This is a genomic window from Stenotrophomonas sp. 278 (assembly GCF_003935715.1).
GTDB lineage: Bacteria > Pseudomonadota > Gammaproteobacteria > Xanthomonadales > Xanthomonadaceae > Stenotrophomonas > Stenotrophomonas maltophilia_AH.
Map to the genome: position 1 here is coordinate 1 of NZ_RHPP01000101.1, position 15,688 is coordinate 15,688.

Annotated in this window: 16 protein-coding genes; 12 read left to right on the forward strand and 4 right to left on the reverse strand. The window is 65.2% G+C overall.

Annotation, left to right across the window (positions count from 1 at the left end):
* Positions 1-1,494: dihydrolipoyl dehydrogenase (lpdA, locus tag EGJ34_RS15480; RefSeq protein WP_125361384.1), on the forward strand; the 1,494-nt coding region annotated here is incomplete at its 5' end.
* A gap of 66 nt (positions 1,495-1,560) precedes the next feature.
* Here the strand turns inward: lpdA and EGJ34_RS15485 are convergent.
* Positions 1,561-2,379 carry a hypothetical protein gene (locus tag EGJ34_RS15485; protein WP_125361386.1) on the reverse strand — a complete coding sequence of 273 codons (819 nt, stop codon included), beginning with the start codon at positions 2,377-2,379 and terminating at the stop codon, positions 1,561-1,563.
* Between the two features lie 476 nt (positions 2,380-2,855).
* On the opposite strand from EGJ34_RS15485, the gene EGJ34_RS15490 reads away from it, so the two are divergent.
* The 10 genes from EGJ34_RS15490 (at position 2,856) to EGJ34_RS15535 (ending at position 12,230) form a co-directional block, all read left to right on the forward strand.
* Complete coding sequence (locus EGJ34_RS15490) at positions 2,856-3,224, forward strand: hypothetical protein (protein ID WP_185750200.1); 369 nt, start codon at positions 2,856-2,858, stop codon at positions 3,222-3,224.
* A gap of 36 nt (positions 3,225-3,260) precedes the next feature.
* On the forward strand, positions 3,261-4,055 hold the full coding sequence (atpB, locus tag EGJ34_RS15495) for a F0F1 ATP synthase subunit A (RefSeq protein ID WP_125361390.1): 795 nt from the start codon (positions 3,261-3,263) through the stop codon (positions 4,053-4,055).
* Between the two features lie 64 nt (positions 4,056-4,119).
* Positions 4,120-4,428, forward strand: coding sequence for a F0F1 ATP synthase subunit C (gene atpE, locus EGJ34_RS15500; RefSeq protein WP_125361392.1), 309 nt, complete (start codon positions 4,120-4,122; stop codon positions 4,426-4,428).
* Positions 4,429-4,539: 111 nt separating this feature from the next.
* On the forward strand, positions 4,540-5,010 hold the full coding sequence (locus EGJ34_RS15505) for a F0F1 ATP synthase subunit B (RefSeq protein WP_125361394.1): 471 nt from the start codon (positions 4,540-4,542) through the stop codon (positions 5,008-5,010).
* Positions 5,011-5,013: 3 nt separating this feature from the next.
* Positions 5,014-5,541, forward strand: coding sequence for a F0F1 ATP synthase subunit delta (locus EGJ34_RS15510; RefSeq protein WP_125361396.1), 528 nt, complete (start codon positions 5,014-5,016; stop codon positions 5,539-5,541).
* A gap of 44 nt (positions 5,542-5,585) precedes the next feature.
* Positions 5,586-7,133, forward strand: a complete 1,548-nt coding sequence (atpA, locus tag EGJ34_RS15515) for a F0F1 ATP synthase subunit alpha (RefSeq protein ID WP_125361398.1) — start codon at positions 5,586-5,588, stop codon at positions 7,131-7,133.
* Positions 7,134-7,204: 71 nt separating this feature from the next.
* On the forward strand, positions 7,205-8,068 hold the full coding sequence (atpG, locus tag EGJ34_RS15520; protein WP_125361400.1) for a F0F1 ATP synthase subunit gamma: 864 nt from the start codon (positions 7,205-7,207) through the stop codon (positions 8,066-8,068).
* Positions 8,069-8,106: 38 nt separating this feature from the next.
* Positions 8,107-9,513, forward strand: a complete 1,407-nt coding sequence (atpD, locus tag EGJ34_RS15525) for a F0F1 ATP synthase subunit beta (RefSeq protein ID WP_125361402.1) — start codon at positions 8,107-8,109, stop codon at positions 9,511-9,513.
* Between the two features lie 2 nt (positions 9,514-9,515).
* Positions 9,516-9,938: a F0F1 ATP synthase subunit epsilon gene (locus EGJ34_RS15530; RefSeq protein WP_125361404.1), complete on the forward strand. Its 423-nt coding sequence runs from the start codon at positions 9,516-9,518 to the stop codon at positions 9,936-9,938.
* Between the two features lie 78 nt (positions 9,939-10,016).
* Entirely contained in the window at positions 10,017-12,230 is a 2,214-nt protein-coding gene (locus tag EGJ34_RS15535) for a hypothetical protein (RefSeq protein WP_125361406.1), read from the forward strand.
* Positions 12,231-12,233: 3 nt separating this feature from the next.
* Here EGJ34_RS15535 and EGJ34_RS15540 read toward each other — a convergent pair whose 3' ends face one another.
* Positions 12,234-12,617, reverse strand: coding sequence for a GtrA family protein (locus EGJ34_RS15540; RefSeq protein WP_125361408.1), 384 nt, complete (start codon positions 12,615-12,617; stop codon positions 12,234-12,236).
* Positions 12,618-12,698: 81 nt separating this feature from the next.
* On the opposite strand from EGJ34_RS15540, the gene glmU reads away from it, so the two are divergent.
* Positions 12,699-14,063, forward strand: coding sequence for a bifunctional UDP-N-acetylglucosamine diphosphorylase/glucosamine-1-phosphate N-acetyltransferase GlmU (gene glmU, locus EGJ34_RS15545; protein WP_125361410.1), 1,365 nt, complete (start codon positions 12,699-12,701; stop codon positions 14,061-14,063).
* A 71-nt stretch (positions 14,064-14,134) separates the two neighbouring features.
* On the opposite strand, the gene EGJ34_RS15550 is transcribed toward glmU, so the two are convergent.
* Positions 14,135-15,490 carry an ATP-binding protein gene (locus EGJ34_RS15550; protein ID WP_125361412.1) on the reverse strand — a complete coding sequence of 452 codons (1,356 nt, stop codon included), beginning with the start codon at positions 15,488-15,490 and terminating at the stop codon, positions 14,135-14,137.
* On the reverse strand, positions 15,487-15,688 hold a 202-nt coding region (locus EGJ34_RS15555; protein ID WP_185750201.1), incomplete at its 5' end, for a helix-turn-helix domain-containing protein. The genes EGJ34_RS15555 and EGJ34_RS15550, both read right to left, overlap by 4 nt.

The window sequence follows — 15,688 nt, forward strand, 5'->3', positions numbered from 1 at the left end:
CCGTCGCACCGCGCTCCGGCCGAACCGGCCGCGCCGAAGCCGGCGCTGTCGTCGGGCAAGCCGGCTGACATCGAGTGCAGGATGGTCGTGTTGGGTGCAGGTCCGGGAGGTTACACCGCCGCGTTCCGCTCGGCCGACCTGGGCGTGGACACGGTGCTGATCGAGCGTTACGCCAGTCTTGGCGGCGTCTGTCTCAACGTCGGCTGCATTCCGTCCAAGGCGCTGCTGCACGCGGCCGCCGTCATCGATGAAGTGGCCCATGCGGGCGACTTCGGCGTTGAGTTCGGCAAGCCGACCATCACCCTGGACAAGCTGCGCGGCTACAAGGAAAAGGTGGTCAACCAGCTGACCAAGGGCCTGGCCGGCATGGCCAAGCAGCGCAAGGTGCGCACCGTGCAGGGCGTGGCCACCTTCGTGTCGGCCAACGAACTGGAGATCGTCGGCGACGACGGCAAGACCCAGCTGCTGCGCTTTGAACAGTGCATCATCGCCGCCGGTTCGCAGGCGGTGAAGCTGCCGAACTTCCCGTGGGACGACCCGCGCGTGATGGACTCCACCGACGCGCTGGAACTGGCCGAAGTGCCGGGTTCGCTGCTGGTCGTCGGCGGCGGCATCATCGGCCTGGAAATGGCCACCGTGTACGGTGCGCTCGGCAGCAAGGTGACCGTGGTCGAGTTCATGGACCAGCTGATGCCGGGTGCCGACAAGGACCTGGTCAAGCCGCTCGCCGACCGCCTGAAGAAGCAGGGCATCGAAGTGCACCTGAAGACCAAGGCCGCTGGCGTGAGCGCGGACAAGAAGGGCATCACGGTGACCTTCGAGGCCGCTGCCGAAGGCGAAACCCCGGCGCTGGCGCAGGGCACCTTCGACCGCGTGCTGGTGGCCGTGGGCCGCTCGCCGAACGGCCGCAAGATTGCCGCTGAGGCAGCCGGCGTGCAGGTCACGGATCGTGGCTTCATTCCGGTGGACCGGCAGATGCGCACCAACGTGCCGCATATCTTCGCCATCGGCGACATCGTCGGTAATCCGATGCTGGCCCACAAGGCCACGCACGAGGGCAAGCTGGCCGCAGAAGTGGCCGCCGGCGAGAAGAAGGAGTGGGTGGCCCGCGTGATTCCGTCCGTGGCCTACACCAACCCGGAAATCGCCTGGGTGGGCGTGACTGAAACCGAGGCCAAGGCCAAGGGCCTGAAGGTCGGCGTGGCGAAGTTCCCGTGGGCGGCCAGCGGTCGCGCCATCGGCATTGGTCGCACTGAAGGCTTCACCAAGCTGATCTTCGACGAAGACACCCACCGCATCATTGGTGGTGCCATCGTCGGCGTGCATGCCGGTGACCTGCTGGCGGAAATCGGCCTGGCCATCGAACTGGGGGCGGAGGCCGAGGACATTGGCCACACCATCCATGCACATCCGACCCTGAGCGAGTCGGTGGCGATGTCGGCGGAAATCTACGACGGCACCATCACCGACCTGTACATCCCGAAGAAGAAGTAAAAAAAGCCCGGCAAAAGCCGGGCTTTTTCGTAGAGCCGGGCTTGCCCGGCTGCTCTTCGCGCGCTATCAGAACATCACGCTGATGCCCGCCACCGGACCCTTGAACTCCTGCTTCAGGCCGATGACGCCGTCGCTGCCCTTCTGATCCACGTCAAGGCGGAACCAGTCATAGCCGGCAAACAGGCCGAAGTTCTCGGTCATGCGGTAATCGACGATCACGTTGGCGCGGGTCAGGTCACCTTCGTAATCGTCGAAGCTGCCCCAGTCGGTGTTCAGGTACTGGCCCTGCGCGGTGATCATCCACTTCTCCGACGGGGTGATGGTGAAGCGTGCGCCCGCCACCGGTGCCACGCCGTCAGTGCTCTCATCGAGGAACTGGCCTTCATACAGCGTGCCCACCGAGGCATAGCCCTTGGTGCTGACCTTGGCGTACTCGGCACCGAGCTGCAGACCCAGGTCGAAGGTATCGGTGTCCACCACGGAGTAGTCGTACACCAGGCTCGCCACCTGATACTTCAGCTCGCCCTTGATGAAGCTGCCGGCCGGCACGCTCTCGTCACCGAAGCTGATGCCCTCGTCCAGCGTCTCGCGGCGATCCTTGTCGTACTTGAAGTAGTTGAAGATCAGGCGCTGACGGTCGCTGATACGGAACAGGCCGTCCACGCGCGGTTCCCATTCCTTGCCGCCCAGCTTGAAGTCTTCCGAGAAGCTCAGGTCCTGTCCGGCGATGGTGGTGCTGCCGCGGATCGTGTTGTCCGAGTCGATGTTCATCGCACCCAGGCGCAGCGCGAAACGGTCATCGCCTTCAGCGGCGTGCGCGTCGCCGGCGTGTGCCAGCGTGGCCAGGGCGAGGGGAAGGGCAAGCAGGGAGAGCGACAGGCGCATGAGGAATGATCCTTGCAGAGATTCGAAGAAGTGGAATCACTGTGCGCTGCGCCAGCGTCCACCATTCGTGAACGTATGGTGGACGGCGTGTGTACCGTTCAGTCGCGGCGGCGGCAATGTGACCGGGACCGCGTTTCGGGAGCGGCAGAAGGGAGGTGGCCCCGGAGAGAGCTTCGGGGCCACCTCGCAGCGGCCTGCAACAGGGCGTCGACGAGGATGAAGCGACAGGCCGATTGAACAGACCAGCGGCTGCGACCAAAGTTCAATATGCTGCAATGCGGAATCAGAAGCGTCACGGTGTGGCGCGATTGGACCGCCTGACGGGGCAAAAACTGTGGCGATGCAGCAACTTGCGGTCTTCAGGGATGAACAGGGGGCGGTTGTCTCGCAAATTGTCCCGTTGCTATAATTTGGCGGCTCGACGAGGCGCTTGTTACCGCCTTGGCCATTCTTCCCACAAACATGCAGGACTTCGTGTGCTGAACTCCGTTGCTGCGGGTCGGCGACTGATGCTGCGCGCTGCGGTCTACCCGCTGGCCGCAGTGGCTGTCCTGGCGCTGATCTTCCTGCTGCTGGCAGGCCCGAAAGCCGCCCTTGGGGTGTTGGCACCGGGTGTTGCGATCGCCATTGGTGGCTCGATCGCGGCGCGGATGGCGTTCGGGGGCGGGGTGCAGGCAGCCGGTTCGGCGCTGCTCCGGCTGATCCTGGGCATGGTGGTGAAGCTGGTGCTCGTTTTTGGTGTCCTGGCGGTGTGTTTCATGGTCTTCAAGCTGCCTGCCCTGGCGCTGCTGGCCGGAGTCGCTGTCGGACTGATGTTCCAGGCCCTGGCAATGGCCAGGCTCTGATTCCCTTTTATTTATTTAACTCAAGGTTCCGGACACATGGCAGGCGAGGCGCTTACACCCACCTCCTACATCCAACATCACCTGCACAACCTGACCTTCCACATGCAGGAAGGCGGTTTCTGGGCGATCCACGTCGACACCATCGTGACCTCGGTCGCGCTGGGTCTGCTGATGGTGTTCGGCTTCTGGCTGGCCACGCGCAAGGCCACCGCCGGGGTGCCGGGCAAGTGGCAGGCGTTCGTGGAAATCTGCCTGGAGTTCGTTGACCGCCAGGCCAAGGACACCTACCACGGCACCAGCAAGCTGGTGACCCCGATCGCCATCACCATCTTCTTCTGGATCCTCTTGATGAACCTCGTCAAGATGATTCCGGCTGACTTCATCGCGCTGCCGCTGGAAGCCCTGGGCATCCCGTACTGGAAGCCGGTGCCGACCGCCGACGTCAATGCCACCCTGGGCATGTCGATCAGCGTGTTCTTCCTGATGCTGTTCTTCTCGCTGCGCGCCAAGGGCTTTGGTGGTTTCACCAAGGAATTCCTGACCGCGCCGTTCGGCAAGTGGATGATGCCGTTCAACCTGATCCTCAACATCGTCGAGTGGCTGAGCAAGCCGATTTCGCTGGCGATGCGACTGTTCGGCAACATGTTCGGCGGCGAAATCGTCTTCCTGCTGATCTGGGTGCTGGGCAGCGCAGGTATCGTCGGTGCCATTGCCGGCGGTGCATTCGGCCTGGGCTGGATGCTGTTCCACCTGCTGGTGATTCCGCTGCAGGCGTTCATCTTCATGATGCTGTCCATCGTGTACCTGAGCCTGTCGGAAGACGCTCACTGAGTTTTCGCTTCACCCTTCATCCGTTTCATTACCCTTAGCTACTAATTAGTTCCAGGAGATAACCATGTACTTTGCCGCCGTCCTGACCAACTTCGCGCAGATTCAGAGCTCCACCGCCCTCGCCGTCGGCATCATGATCGGCCTGGCCGCGCTGGGTGCCGGTCTGGGCCTGGCCATCATGGCCGGTAAGTTCCTGGAGTCGGCCGCCCGCCAGCCGGAACTGATCCCGGTCCTGCAGGTCCGCATGTTCATCACCGCCGGCCTGATCGACGCCGCGTTCATCATCTCGGTCGCCGTCGGCCTGCTGCTGGCCTTCGCCAACCCGCTGAGCTCGGCTTTCGCCTCCGCTGTCACCAAGGCTCTGGCCGGCTGATTCAGCGGTTTGAAACGAACGGGTGCCACACGGCACCCGCTCGCGGATGAAGGACCGGATGCGCCGCCACGGCGGCGCGTCCACCCCGTCACCCCAGATTGAGCGAACCCCATGGAAATCGGTTTTACCCTCGTTGCCCAGGCACTGGCGTTCGCCGGTCTGATCTGGATCATCGCGACCAAGATCTGGCCGCCGCTGATGAATGCCATCGAAGAGCGCCAGCAGAAGATCGCTGAAGGCCTCGCCGCTGCAGACCGCAGCCAGAAGGATCTGGCCCAGGCGCAGGAAAAGGTCAACGAAGCGCTGAAGGACGCCCGCACCAAGGCCAACGAGATCATCGACCAGGCCCACGCGCGCGCCAACCAGATCGTTGAAGCCGCCAAGAACGAAGCCATCGTTGAAGCCACCCGCCAGAAAGAACTGGCCCAGGCTGAGATCGATGCTGCTGCCAACCGTGCCCGCGAAGATCTGCGCAAGCAGGTGTCCGCCCTGGCCGTGACCGGCGCTGAAAAGCTGCTCAAGCGCGAAATCGACGCCAACGCCCACAAGGCGCTGCTCGACGAGCTGGCCTCGGAGATCTAAACGATGAGCCAGGCCCTCACGCTTGCACGCCCGTATGCCCGCGCCGCGTTCGCGACCGCGCGCGACGAAGGCACGTTCGCGCCGTGGTCGGACGCGCTTGCGTTCTCCGCCCACGTGGCCGCCGATCCGCGCGTGTCGGCCCTGCTGTCGAACCCGGAGCTGGGCCGTGACGAAGCTGTCGCGCTGCTGGCACCGGCCTCGGCCAGCGAGACCTTCGGTCGCTTCCTGAGCCTGCTGGCTGAGGCGCACCGTCTGCCGCTGCTGCCGGAAATCGCTGGCATGTACGACCAGCTCCGCGCCGAAGCCGAACACGTGGTCAAAGCCACCGTGACCTCGGCCGCCGAGCTGTCCTCCGCTGAACTGGACGCCATCAAGGCCGCGCTGCGCAAGCGCTTCGGCCGTGAGGTGGACGTCACCACGGCGGTCGACGCTTCGCTGATCGGCGGTGCCGTGATCGACGCCGGCGACGTGGTGATCGATGGCTCGCTCAAGGGCAAGCTGTCGCGCCTGCAGACCGCGCTCGCTAACTGAATTCATTTAACGTCCGGCCTGACCGCCGGCACTAGGACTTGACGATGGCAACCACGCTCAACCCCTCCGAAATCAGCGAACTGATCAAGAACCGCATCGAGAAGGTCAAGCTGGCCGCGGAATCGCGCAACGAAGGCACCGTGACCAGCGTGTCCGACGGCATCGTGCGCATCTTCGGTCTGGCCGACGTGATGCAGGGCGAAATGATCGAACTGCCGAACAACACCTTCGCCCTGGCCCTGAACCTGGAGCGCGACTCGGTCGGCGCCGTGGTCCTGGGCAGCTACGAGCACCTGCGCGAAGGCGACGTGGCCAAGACCACCGGCCGCATCCTGGAAGTGCCGGTCGGTCCGGAAATGCTGGGTCGCGTCGTGAACGCACTCGGCGAGCCGATCGACGGCAAGGGCCCGATCGCGGCCCAGCTGACCGCACCGGTGGAGCGTGTGGCTCCGGGCGTGATCTGGCGCAAGTCGGTCGACGAGCCGGTGCAGACCGGTTACAAGTCCGTCGACGCCATGATCCCGATCGGCCGCGGCCAGCGCGAGCTGGTCATCGGTGACCGCCAGACCGGCAAGACCGCCCTGGCCATCGACGCGGTGATCAACCAGAAGAACACCGGCATCAAGTGCGTGTACGTCGCGATCGGCCAGAAGGCTTCGACCGTGGCCAACATCGTGCGCAAGCTGGAAGAAAACGGCGCGCTGGCCCACACCGTGGTCGTGGCCGCAACCGCGTCCGAATCGGCTGCCATGCAGTACATCAGCGCCTACTCGGGCTGCACCATGGGTGAGTACTTCATGGACCGCGGCCAGGACGCCCTGATCGTGTACGACGACCTGTCCAAGCAGGCCGTGGCGTACCGCCAGATCTCGCTGCTGCTGAAGCGCCCGCCGGGCCGTGAAGCCTACCCGGGTGACGTGTTCTACCTGCACTCCCGCCTGCTGGAACGTGCGGCCCGCGTCTCGGAAGAGTACGTGGAGCAGTTCACCAAGGGTGAAGTGAAGGGCAAGACCGGTTCGCTGACCGCGCTGCCGATCATCGAAACCCAGGCCGGCGACGTCTCGGCGTTCGTCCCGACCAACGTGATCTCGATCACCGACGGTCAGATCTTCCTGGAAACCGACCTGTTCAACTCGGGCATCCGTCCGGCTGTGAACGCCGGTATCTCGGTGTCGCGCGTCGGTGGTGCGGCCCAGACCAAGATCATCAAGAAGCTGTCCGGCGGCATCCGTATCTCGCTGGCCCAGTACCGTGAGCTGGCTGCCTTCGCGCAGTTCGCCTCGGACCTGGACGAAGCCACCCGCAAGCAGCTGGAGCGCGGCCAGCGCGTGACCGAGCTGATGAAGCAGAAGCAGTACGCCCCGATGTCGATCGCCAACCAGGCGCTGTCGATCTACGCCGTCAACGAGGGTTACCTCGACGACGTGCCGGTCGCCAAGCTGCTGGCCTTCGAAGAAGGCCTGCACGCGCACTTCGCCAATACCCAGGGCGAGCTGATCAGCAAGGTCAACGCCACCGGCGGTTGGGACAACGACATCGAAGGTGCCTTCAAGAAGGGCATCGCCGAGTTCAAGACCACCGGCAGCTGGTAAGCGCGTAGAGCGGGGCTTGCCCCGCTTTGACGAACAACCGCGGGGCCCGCCCCGCGATACGGGAATAAGAGATGGCAAGCGGTCGCGAAATCAAAACCAAGATCAAGAGCGTGCAGAACACCCGCAAGGTGACCCGCGCGCTGGAGATGGTGTCGGCCTCCAAGATCCGCAAGGCGCAGGATCGCATGAAGACCTCGCGTCCGTATGCGCAGGCGATGAAGCAGGTCATCGGTCACCTGGCCCAGGCCAGCACCGACTACCAGCACCCCTTCCTGGTCCAGCGTGACGAGGTCAAGCGGGTCGGCTACATCGTGATCTCCTCCGACCGTGGTCTGGCCGGTGGCCTGAACAACAACCTGTTCCGCAAGATGCTGGGCGAAGTCCGCCAGTACCAGGAAAAGGGTGCCGAGATCGACGTGGTGACCATCGGCCAGAAGGCATCGACCTTCTTCCGCCGGATCAAGGTCAACATGGTCGGCAGCGTGACCCACATGGGCGACGTGCCGCACCTGGAACAGCTGATCGGCGTGATCAAGGTGATGCTCGACGCCTTCACCGAAGGCAAGGTCGACCGCGTCTACCTGGTCTACAACCGCTTCATCAACACGATGGTGCAGAAGGCCAGCTTCGACCAGCTGCTGCCGCTGCCGCCCGCTGAAAAGCAGGTGGCACACCATGACTGGGACTACCTGTACGAACCCGACGCGGCCACCGTGCTTGAGCACGTGATGACCCGCTACGTGGAATCGCTGGTGTACCAGGCCGTGCTGGAGAACGTCGCCTCTGAACATGCTGCACGCATGGTGGCGATGAAGGCGGCCAGCGACAACGCCAACAAGCTGATCGGAACCCTGCAGCTGGTCTACAACAAGGCCCGCCAGGCAGCGATCACCCAGGAAATTTCCGAAATCGTCGGCGGCGCGGCAGCAGTCTGACGCGCACAGTCAAAGCATTTAAATTAGAGGATGCAGCAATGAGTCAGGGCAAGATCGTTCAGATCATCGGCGCGGTCGTCGACGTCGAATTCCCGCGTGAGTCGGTGCCGAAGGTGTACGACGCACTGAAGGTCGACAACACCGAAATCACCCTCGAAGTCCAGCAGCAGCTGGGCGACGGCGTGGTGCGTACCATCGCCCTCGGTTCCACCGACGGCCTGAAGCGCAACCTGGTCGCCACCAACACCAACCGCGCCATCTCGGTGCCGGTCGGTCCGGGCACCCTGGGTCGCATCATGGACGTGCTCGGCCGTCCGATCGACGAAGCCGGCCCGGTGGCCGCCAGCGACAGCTGGGAAATCCACCGTGAAGCCCCGTCGTACGAAGACCAGTCCCCGGCCACCGAGCTGCTGGAAACCGGCATCAAGGTGATCGACCTGATGTGCCCGTTCGCCAAGGGCGGCAAGGTCGGCCTGTTCGGCGGTGCCGGCGTCGGCAAGACCGTCAACATGATGGAACTGATCAACAACATCGCCAAGGCGCACAGCGGCCTGTCCGTGTTCGCCGGCGTGGGTGAGCGTACCCGTGAGGGCAACGACTTCTACCACGAAATGAAGGACTCCAACGTCCTCGACAAGGTGGCAATGGTCTACGGCCAGATGAACGAGCCGCCGGGCAACCGTCTGCGCGTGGCGCTGACCGGCCTGACCATGGCGGAATACTTCCGCGATGAGAAGGACGAAAACGGCAAGGGCAAGGACGTGCTGCTGTTCGTCGACAACATCTACCGCTACACCCTGGCCGGTACCGAAGTGTCGGCACTGCTGGGCCGTATGCCGTCGGCGGTGGGTTACCAGCCGACCCTGGCCGAGGAAATGGGCGTTCTGCAGGAACGCATCACCTCGACCAAGAATGGTTCGATCACCTCGATCCAGGCCGTGTACGTTCCCGCGGACGACCTGACCGACCCGTCGCCGGCGACCACCTTCGCCCACCTGGACTCGACCGTGACCCTGTCGCGTTCGATCGCTTCGCTGGGTATCTACCCGGCGGTCGATCCGCTGGACTCCACCAGCCGCCAGATGGACCCGCTGGTCATCGGCACCGAACACTACGACACCGCCCAGCGCGTCCAGCAGACCCTGCAGAAGTACAAGGAACTGAAGGACATCATCGCCATCCTGGGCATGGACGAACTGTCCGAAGAAGACAAGCAGGCCGTGTCGCGCGCCCGCAAGATCGAGCGCTTCTTCAGCCAGCCGTTCCACGTGGCCGAAGTGTTCACCGGTTCGCCGGGCAAGTACGTGTCGCTGAAGGACACCATCCGTGGCTTCAAGGCCATCGTCGATGGTGAGTACGACCACCTGCCGGAGCAGGCGTTCTACATGGTCGGCGGCATCGAAGAAGCGGTCGAGAAGGCCAAGAAGATGGCTGAGAAGGCCTGATCATGAGCACCATTCGTTGCGACATCGTCAGCGCTGAACAGGAAATCTTCCGTGGCGAAGCGACCCTGGTCGTGGCGACCGGTGAGCTGGGCGAGCTGGGCATTGCGCCCAAGCACGCCCCGCTGATCACCCGACTCAAGCCCGGCAAGGTCGTGGTCACCACGCCGAACGGCGAGCAGCTGGACTTCGCCATTTCCGGCGGCATCCTGGAAGTGCAGCCGCAGGTCGTGACCGTGCTGGCTGACACCGCCATCCGTGCCGAGGACATCGACGAAGCCAAGGTCCGCAAGGCCAAGGAAGACGCCGAACGCATGCTGGCCAACCGTGGCGAAGCCATGGACGTGGCCGAAGCGCAGCAGAAGCTGGCCGAGGCCGTGGTGCAGCTGCAGGCGCTGGAACGTCTGCGCAAGACGCTCAAGCACTGACCTTCGAACCAGGCAGTACACTGAACACGCCGGCATGATGCCGGCGTTTTCATATCAAGCTATACGGGGAAGCACGGAATGCAGGCAGTAGACAGCGTCAGCGTGTCTGGCGCGCGCGCACGCGTATTGGCCAGGCCGGAAGTGGCCTTCGTGCTGATCTGGTTCGTGCTGGGCCTGCCGTGGCTGGTGGGGGCCAAGGCGATCCCCTTCGACGCCACCCAGCAGTTCTTCCCCGCGGTGAGTTTTGTTGCCCAGCAGCTGCAGCGGCTGCAGCTGCCGTGGTGGAATCCCTATCTGTTCAGCGGCTACCCGCAGGTGGCCGACCCACAGATGATGACCTTCCAGCCGAGCATGGTGCTGCCCATGCTGCTGGCTCCCCAGTCGCTGTACTGGTTTGGCGTGGTCGTGATGCTGCATGTGCTGATATGCGGCCTGGGCGGGCTGCGGCTGGCACGTCATTACGGGCTGCAGGCACTGCCCCAGCTGGTGTTCGCGCTGGTGCTGACGTTCGGCGCCGTCGCCGCCTCACGCCTGCAGCACACGCCGATGCTGGTAAGCTACGCGTGGCTGCCGTGGCTGTGGTGGGCCCTTTCGCGCCTGCGCCACCAGCAGCGCTGGTATGACGCAGCCTGGGCCGGCGTACTCGGCGGCCTGTGCAGCCTGCAGCTGACCCAGGTCACCTACTTCATCATCCTGGGCTGCGCCCTGTATGCGTTCGCAGCGGTTGTGCTTGCGCCGGGTGGCCGGCGTCTTCGCCTGGTCCTGCAGCTCGGTTCCGTGGGGGCGCTGGCCGCACTGATCAGTGCACCGCAGTGGTTGTCTACGCTGGCATGGTTGCCTTTCACCAACCGCGCGGTGATCAGCCTGGAGGAAAGCGTGCAGGGCGCGACACGCTGGCAGACCCTGGCCACGCTGTTGTCCGGCAACGTGTTCGAGCAGGGGCGCGGCACGTATTGGGGGCCGGGCGACATTACCCAGGACTACCTGTATCTCGGCGCGGTTCCGCTGGCACTGTGGCTCGGTTGGGGCGCGGCCGTGATCAAGGCGCATCCGCGCCGCGCGCGTGTGGCGCTGGCTGTCATCGTGGTCGCAGTGGCGTTCGCATTGGGCGACCGCACCCCGCTGTTCCCGTGGCTGTTTGGCTGGCTGCCCGGGCTGGATCTGTTCCGGCGTCCGGCCGATGCCCTGTTCGTGGTCGTGCCGGTGGCAGCCTGGCTGGCGGCACAGGCCCTGCAGCAGGCTCTGCGCACCCCGCGGCTGCAGCCGCACCTGCCGTCGCTGGCGGCGGTGCTCACCCTCGCGGGCTACACGCTGTGGTTGGTGCTTGAAGGGCATCCGCGTTCGCTGATGTGGCTGGCCCTCAGTGCCGGGATCGGATTGTGGGCGCTGCGCAGCGTTCGCCGCGTGGCGGCGGGCCATCCACGCGCTGGCAGGTTGCTGCTGGCACTGCTGGTGGTCGACATGCTCGCGTTCAACGTTGGCACCGACTTCAACACCAGCAGCATGGCGAGGTCGGTGCCGACCGCCCAGCGCAGCGGTGGCACCCAGAGCGCCTACCGTGCGCTCGCGCCGGAACGCGTCGCAGGAATTCCCGAGCGTGCCGCGGTGTTCGGGCTGCCCGCGCTGACCAACGGTGCCGCTGCCTGGGGGCTGCCGCTGGTCAATGGCTATAACCCGCTGATGACGCTGGACTACCAGCACATGGTGGGCACGCCGCCGTGGCCGATGGCGTACGTGCAGGACGAGCCGGCCACGGCGTGGGCCCCTGACTTCAACGCGCGCCTGTTCGATCTGCTGGGAATGCGCTGGATAGTGGCCGGCTCTGCGTTTCCGGGCGCGGTACCCTTCGACGACCAGATCCAGTGGGCGCGGCGTGAGAGCGTGCTCCCGCGTGTGCTCAACCCGCATACGGTGCACCGCCATGAGGGCCGCTATCCAGACCCGTCCGGGTTTGCTGAAACCGACTTCACCACGACGCTGTGGTTGCCCGCGGATGCTCCGGTCACGTGCCCGGAACGCGGGGCCGGGCACGTGCAGGTGGCCGTAGTGGACTATCAGGCCAGCCAGCTGCAGCTGCGCTACCGCGCCGATGCGCCCGGCTGGGTAGTTGTCAACGAGCTGGACGCGGTCGGCTGGCAGGCCACTGCCAACGGCGCGTCGCTGCCCGTTTTCCGGGGTAATGGCCTGTTCCGCGCCATCTGTGTGCCGGCGGGCGAAGGCGAGCTGACGCTCAGCTACAGTCCGCTGGGGCTGTGGAAGGCGGCCTGGCAGGCGCGCGGCGCAGTGCGCTGACGCTCAGCGGAACACCAGACGGCGCATCAGCAGGAAGGAGACGGCCGCCAGGCCGCCTTCCACCAGCGGCTTGGCCAGCCATGCATGGCCCAGTCCCAGCCGTGCAGCGACAAAGCTGACCAGCAGGGTGCTCACCACCGTCAACACCGCCCACAGTGCGAGGAAGCGGCCGAACCGCGCCCAACCCAGACGGTGCTGGCCCTGCTCGGCGAACGTGTGGCGGCCATTGAGCCAGAACCCGAGCAGCATTCCGCCGATGCGTCCCAGCAGGTTGGACGCGGCCACCGGCACGCCCACTGCACTGGCCGCGACGAACAGCGCCCAGTCCAGCGCGAGCTGGACCAGCCCCACGATCAGATAACTGCCCCCTTGGCGGATCAGACTCACACGACACCCTGCACAGCAAAGGCAGCATGTTAACCGCATGCGCACTAGAATCTTGCAGACCCATCAACTGTCCTGCCGTCCATGACCCAAGCCCTGCACGTCATCATCCTCGCCGCCGGCGCTGGCAAGCGCATGAAGTCGGACCTGCCCAAGGTGCTGCAGCCGATTGCCGGCCGCCCGATGCTTGCGCACGTCATCGAGGCCGCCCGCGCCCTGCAACCCGCCGGCATCCATGTGGTCTACGGCCACGGCGGCGAAGCGGTGCGCGCCGCGTTTGCCGACCAGGCCGACCTGCAGTGGGCCGAGCAGCGCGAGCAGCTCGGCACCGGCCACGCCGTGCAGCAGGCCATGCCGCAGGTGCCGGACGATGCCAAGGTGCTGGTGCTGTACGGCGACGTGCCGCTGATCCGCGCCGACACCCTCCGCCATCTGCTGTCACAGCCCGGTCGCCTGGCCGTGCTGGTGGCCGAGGTCGCCAATCCCACCGGTTATGGTCGCATCGTCCGCAACGCCGAAGGTCGGGTAGCCGCCATCGTCGAGCAGAAGGACGCCACCGACGAACAGCGTGCCATCCGCACCATCAACACCGGCATCATCAGCGCCGACGGCACGGCGCTGCGCATGTGGCTGTCGCAGCTTTCCAACAGCAACGCGCAGGGCGAGTACTACCTGACCGACGTGTTCGCGTCGGCTGCAGCGGAGTACACGCCGGCGGACATGGCCTTCGTCGACGATGCGCAGGAAGCCGAAGGTGCCAACGATCCCTGGCAGCTGTCGCAGCTGGAGCGGGCGTGGCAGCTGCGCGAAGTCCGCGCATTGTGCGCGCAGGGCGCACGCGTGCTCGACCCGGCGAGGCTGGACATCCGTGGCACGGTGCGCGTGGGTCGCGACGTGCAGATCGACGTCAATGTCATTCTCGAAGGCGACGTGGTACTCGGTGACGGCGTCAGCATCGGGCCGTTCACCCGCCTTAAGGACGTGAAGCTGGCCGCCGGCACGGTGGTGAAGCCGCACTGCGACCTGGACGGCGTGGTCAGCGAAGGCGCTGCCGACATCGGGCCGTTCTCGCGCCTGCGCCCAGGAACCGTATTGGGTGAGGGATCGCACGTGGGCAACTTCGTGGAGACCAAGAAGGTGCAGCTGGGTGCAGGCAGCAAGGCCAATCACCTGACCTACCTGGGCGATGCGGTCATCGGCAGCAAGGTCAACATCGGTGCCGGAACCATCACCTGCAACTATGACGGGGTCAACAAGTCGCAGACCACCATCGGCGACCATGCGTTCATCGGCTCGAACAGCTCGCTGGTGGCACCGGTCACGGTGGGCGAAGGTGCAACCATCGCCGCCGGTTCGGTGATCACCCGCAACGCACCGGAAGGTCAGTTGACGGTCGCACGTGCCCGCCAGCAGGTCATCGAAGGCTGGCACCGTCCGGTCAAGAAGTGAGGGCGTGACGACCAACGGTCGTCACCCACCGTTCGGTAGGTAACGACCGTTGGTCGTTACCCATTACCTCATTACCCAGGCAACAGAATCGACACACACAGGCCGCCTTCGCGGCGGTTCTGCAGCGCCACCCGGCCGCCATGCGCTTCCACGATCTCGCGCGTGAGCGCCAGGCCCAGGCCGGTGCCGTTGCGTTTGGTCGAATAGAACGGCATCAGCGCGTTCTGCAGCACCGCCTCGTTCATGCCCCTGCCCCGGTCCAGTACTTCGATGCGCAGCCACTGCGGGAGCCGCGTGACCCGCAGTTCAACATCGTCGTTGGGCGGATCGGCTTCGCCGCAGGCTTCGTGCGCGTTCTTGAGCAGGTTCAACAGGGCCTGCCCCATCTGTGCGATGTCGATCCGTCCCTGCAGGTCTTCCGGCACCTCGGCCATCCGGAAGGGGATCTGCAGCTGCAGGCCGCCCAGGAACTGCGCCCACTGCACGTTCTGCAACTGCGGCTGTGGCAGCTTGGCAAAACGCGCGTAGCCGCGGATGAATCCTTCCAGATGCCGCGCGCGCTCTTCAATGGTGGAAAACACGTTCTCCAGGCGTTCGGTCTTGCCGCGTCGTACCAGCTCGCCGCCGGAATGCGCCAGGGAGGCGATGGGAGCCAGCGAGTTGTTCAACTCGTGGCTGATCACCCGGATCACCTTCTTCCAGGTCTGGACCTCCTGGCGGCGCAGTTCGGCGGTAAGCAGGCGGACCAGCAGCAGGTCGTGCGGACGTCCGTTCAGATGGAAGCTGCGCCGCGACAGGTGATACACCTGCTCATCGTCTTCATCCGGCTCCGGTCCGTCTTCCTCGCTCACCCGCACCGCAAACAGACTGTCGCCGCCGCGCATGATCGCGTCGCGCAGCTCCACCGGCATGGTCTCCAGCACGTCGTCCATGCGCTGGCCTTCCAGCTTCCAGCCGTTGTGCAGCAGCTTGCGTGCGGCCAGGTTGGAAAACACCACGCGCTGGATGCCGTCGCCGCCGTTGGCGAGCAGCAGCATCGACACCGGCGTGTTCTGCACCATGGTGTCCAGCAGCAGCTCGCGTTGCACCAGTCCCTGGCGCTGCTCGCGCAGCACATCGCCCAGCTCGCGATGCGCCTTCACCAGGTCGCCCAGCTCGTCATCGCCCGGCCAGTACACGCTGAAGTTGTACTCGCCGTCGCGGTAGCTGCTGGTGGTGCCGGACAGCGCCCGCAGCAGTGAGCGTACCGGCGCGGTCGCCCGCCGCAGCGTCCACCACATCAGCGCCAGCAGCAGCGCCGTGGAGATCAACGCCACCGCCCAGCCGTGATCCATCCAGTAGGCCAGCAGCCACGGCCCGGCGGCGGCCAATGCCAGCACTGGCAGCAGCCGCAGGAACAGCCGGAAAGTAAACGAGCGCCGGCTCATTCGCGTGGAATACCGTAGCGGTCCATGCGCCGGTACAGCGCCTGCCGGCTCAGCCCGAGTTCGGCGGCGGCCTGGGCAATGATGCCGTGGCTGTGGGCCAGCGCCGATTCGATGCGGCTGCGATCCGGATCCACAGCCGGCGCGACGGCGCGCGGCGCGGTCGCGGCGCGTGGCAGATTCAGGTCGGCGACCTCGATG

What these genes read in the sequence shown, in the direction of transcription:
- EGJ34_RS15485 (WP_125361386.1), bottom strand. Translation starts at nt 2,379, where the DNA reads ATGCGCCTGTCGCTCTCCCTGCTTGCCCTTCCCCTCGCCCTGGCCACG.
- atpB (WP_125361390.1), top strand. Translation starts at nt 3,261, where the DNA reads ATGGCAGGCGAGGCGCTTACACCCACCTCCTACATCCAACATCACCTG.
- atpE (WP_125361392.1), top strand. Translation starts at nt 4,120, where the DNA reads ATGTACTTTGCCGCCGTCCTGACCAACTTCGCGCAGATTCAGAGCTCC.
- EGJ34_RS15505 (WP_125361394.1), top strand. Translation starts at nt 4,540, where the DNA reads ATGGAAATCGGTTTTACCCTCGTTGCCCAGGCACTGGCGTTCGCCGGT.
- EGJ34_RS15510 (WP_125361396.1), top strand. Translation starts at nt 5,014, where the DNA reads ATGAGCCAGGCCCTCACGCTTGCACGCCCGTATGCCCGCGCCGCGTTC.
- atpA (WP_125361398.1), top strand. Translation starts at nt 5,586, where the DNA reads ATGGCAACCACGCTCAACCCCTCCGAAATCAGCGAACTGATCAAGAAC.
- atpG (WP_125361400.1), top strand. Translation starts at nt 7,205, where the DNA reads ATGGCAAGCGGTCGCGAAATCAAAACCAAGATCAAGAGCGTGCAGAAC.
- atpD (WP_125361402.1), top strand. Translation starts at nt 8,107, where the DNA reads ATGAGTCAGGGCAAGATCGTTCAGATCATCGGCGCGGTCGTCGACGTC.
- EGJ34_RS15530 (WP_125361404.1), top strand. Translation starts at nt 9,516, where the DNA reads ATGAGCACCATTCGTTGCGACATCGTCAGCGCTGAACAGGAAATCTTC.
- EGJ34_RS15535 (WP_125361406.1), top strand. Translation starts at nt 10,017, where the DNA reads ATGCAGGCAGTAGACAGCGTCAGCGTGTCTGGCGCGCGCGCACGCGTA.
- glmU (WP_125361410.1), top strand. Translation starts at nt 12,699, where the DNA reads ATGACCCAAGCCCTGCACGTCATCATCCTCGCCGCCGGCGCTGGCAAG.
- EGJ34_RS15550 (WP_125361412.1), bottom strand. Translation starts at nt 15,490, where the DNA reads ATGAGCCGGCGCTCGTTTACTTTCCGGCTGTTCCTGCGGCTGCTGCCA.